1 protein-coding gene and 2 pseudogenes are annotated in these 3013 nt (G+C 43.8%); all 3 read left to right on the top strand.

Annotated elements, in window-relative coordinates; all coding sequences use genetic code 11:
* Positions 1 to 290, top strand: a 290-nt coding sequence (locus F6K37_RS36380; protein WP_287255845.1) for a zinc ribbon domain-containing protein, incomplete at its 5' end; no start/stop codon positions are given.
* Positions 291 to 815: 525 nt separating this feature from the next.
* Positions 816 to 2542: pseudogene (gene ltrA, locus F6K37_RS36375) on the top strand (group II intron reverse transcriptase/maturase).
* Positions 2543 to 2637: 95 nt separating this feature from the next.
* Positions 2638 to 2835 (top strand): annotated as a pseudogene (locus F6K37_RS36370) (RNA-guided endonuclease TnpB family protein); the annotation flags it as partial.
* Between the last annotated feature and the right edge of the window lie 178 nt (positions 2836 to 3013).

Raw genomic sequence — 3013 nt, 5'->3', positions numbered from 1 at the left:
TCCGGTCTAACGACCTGGTGGCCTATGAAGATCTAAGAGTTAAAAATCTAGTAAAAAATCATTGTCTGGCTAAGTCTATTAATGACGCAGGTTGGTATCAGTTCAGGAAGTGGTTGGAGCATTTTGGGAAAAAGTTTGGCAGAGTAACTGTTGCAGTCAACCCCGCCTATACCAGCCAAAACTGCTCTGAATGCGGTGAGGTTGTCAAGAAGTCGCTATCAACTAGAACTCAGTGCGACTCGTTAGCTAGAAACCTCACCTCACAAAGGTGTTGGGGGATTAGCTGCTAGGTCAAAACGAACCTAGATAACTTGATAACCATGCTGGTGTAAACCCAGCCCTCGTAGAATCCGAGTGACAGCCTTACCCCTATTCATAAGAATTAACAGACTTATGGGTAAAGCGGGGTCGAATAGTGAAGCACTACTAACCTAATGTGGTGTTAGTAACAGGCAAAGGACTCATGGGTACGAAAGGAAGATAGGCTTAAATCATCGTAAAGTTGATGTGGCGCAACAGGCTGAAGCGCCACGGACAAAACGTCAATGGAATAGAGGTTAAAGGATTGGGTTCCTTTTAATGATTCTCTCAATATTCTCGGTGAAGAGTATCACCCTAAAAGTTCAAAGAATGGTTATCAGGAACGAAGTAACACCCATGTGTACTCTCAGAAAGGTCGAATATTCTGAGTAGGTAGTTAGCCACATGTCATATGGGAGAAAGATTAAGTCAGAAGCAAATGCCTGGAGTAATGTCCAGGATACGCAGACAGACTTACGTTGTAGGAAAAGATATGGTTGTAAGTAGTAATGAATATGTCTAAAACTCGGGGGTTCGCCCCACAGTCGGAATGGAAAACAGTCAATTGGCGAAAGCTAGAACGGATTGTTTTTAAGTTACAAAAGCGAATATATCGAGCCTCTCAGCGGGGTGACGTGCGTGTGGTACGAAAATTGCAAAAAACTCTGATGAAATCCTGGGCGGCAAAGATGATTGCGGTTCGGAAGGTAACCCAACAAAATAAAGGCAAAAAGACTGCCGGAATAGACGGGAAAAAAGCTTTAACCAAGAAGCATCGTCTCGCCTTAGTAGCCAGCCTAAAAATCCAAAAAAAGCCTCAACCAACTAGAAGGGTCTGGATACCCAAACCTGGACGGAAGGAAAAACGGCCTCTAGGGATACCAACCATCTACGACCGAGCATTACAAGCTCTTACCAAACAGGCTCTTGAGCCAGAATGGGAGGCAAGATTTGAACCCAATTCATACGGTTTCAGACCAGGACGCTCATGTCATGATGCCATTGGGGCAATATTTAGCGGTATCAACAAAATGCCCAAATGGGTACTAGATGCAGATATCGCCAAATGCTTCGACAAAATTAACCACGATGCTCTCCTAAGAAAATTGAATACCTATCCATCCATGAGGCGGTTAATCAAATATTGGTTAAAAGCAGGTGTGATGGACAAGGGTACATTCTCCCCTACAGAAGAGGGGACTCCTCAAGGTGGAATCATATCTCCACAAAAGCGCGAACATAGCCCTTCACGGAATGGAAGAACGGATAAAAGAATACGCCGAAAGTTTACCCGGAGAAAAACGAGGAAACAAAAGGGCATTAAATCTAATCCGATATGCAGATGATTTTGTCATTATGCACAAAGACCTAACCGTAGTAACAGAATGTCTTGGAATCATCAGCGAATGGCTAAGTGACATAGGGCTGGAATTAAAACCAAGTAAGACTAGGATGACCCACACCTTTTACGGATTTGAATTCCTTGGATTCAACATCCGACAAGATCAGGTAGGAAAATACCAATCAAAACAAGGTTTTAAGACCATCATCAAACCATCCAAAGAAAAAGTGAAAGAGTACTATGAGCGACTCGCTGAAATCATCGATAGACATCGAGCCGCTCCTCAGAAAGCTTTAATAAGCCGTCTAAAACCCATCATAAGAGGATGGTGTAATTACTATAGACCAGTTTGTAGTAAGGAAACCTACTCAAAAATGGATTACCTACTATGGAACAAACTCCAAAGATGGGGATACAGGAGACACCCCAATAAGTCAAAAACCTGGGTGAACAAGAAATACTGGGGGACAAAGGTTGAAAAACCTAAGAAACCTTGGGATGCCCCAAAAGTGGATAACTGGGTATTCATGACCGATGAGGATAACTACCTCAAAAAACACGCCAAAACTGAAATAGTGAGGCACGTCAAGGTCAAGGAAGCCAGAAGCCCATTCGATGGTGACCTAATTTACTGGAGTAACCGAATGGCCAAACATCCTGAAATGACCAGCTCAATTGGGAGGCTTTTGAAACGGCAAAAAGGGAAATGCAACCATTGCGGACTCACATTCAGGAATGGAGACTTAATCGAAAAGCATCATATAATACCACGCGCACTCGGTGGAAACAATCTAGACAAAAATCTGGAATTGTTACATCTACACTGCCACGATGCAAAACACGGAAAGAAAAATCGACTCATCTGAGTTAGATGACAATCCGTTAATGAGGTACCAATGACAATGGTTCCTATGATGAGGAGCCGTATGAGGGGAAACTTTCACGTACGGTTTTGGAGACGAGTCGGTGAGGCGACTCACCGGCTTAGTTTAATCGTCTGTAGGTGTGGTTGCAAACTAGATCGCGATCATAATGCCGCAATCAACATCCTTAATAGAGCCTTGGGTACGGCGGGGCACGTCGGAACCTGGGTCACAGACCCGAACGCTTCAGGAGATTTGGCCTCTACTGTTCTTGGCTCCGGCCAGGTTCAGCAAGTCGAATCGTTGAATGAAGAATCCCCGCGTCTTTAGACCGGGGAGTGTCAAATTACTTGGAACTACACGCCCTTAAATGACCATGCCTACGATGGAACAGACAGTTTTGTAGTCCGAAACAGCATCATTGAATACCAAACAATTGCTTCTCGACTGTATGAAAAATACCCAGTATGTACGTTTAGGTAATATAGCGAGTCTTGGATCGTGCAAT

Origin of the sequence: Moorena sp. SIO4E2 (assembly GCF_010671945.1) — a bacterium.
Lineage (GTDB): Bacteria > Cyanobacteriota > Cyanobacteriia > Cyanobacteriales > Coleofasciculaceae > Moorena > Moorena producens.
This window is presented reverse-complemented; position numbering and strand designations above follow the sequence as displayed.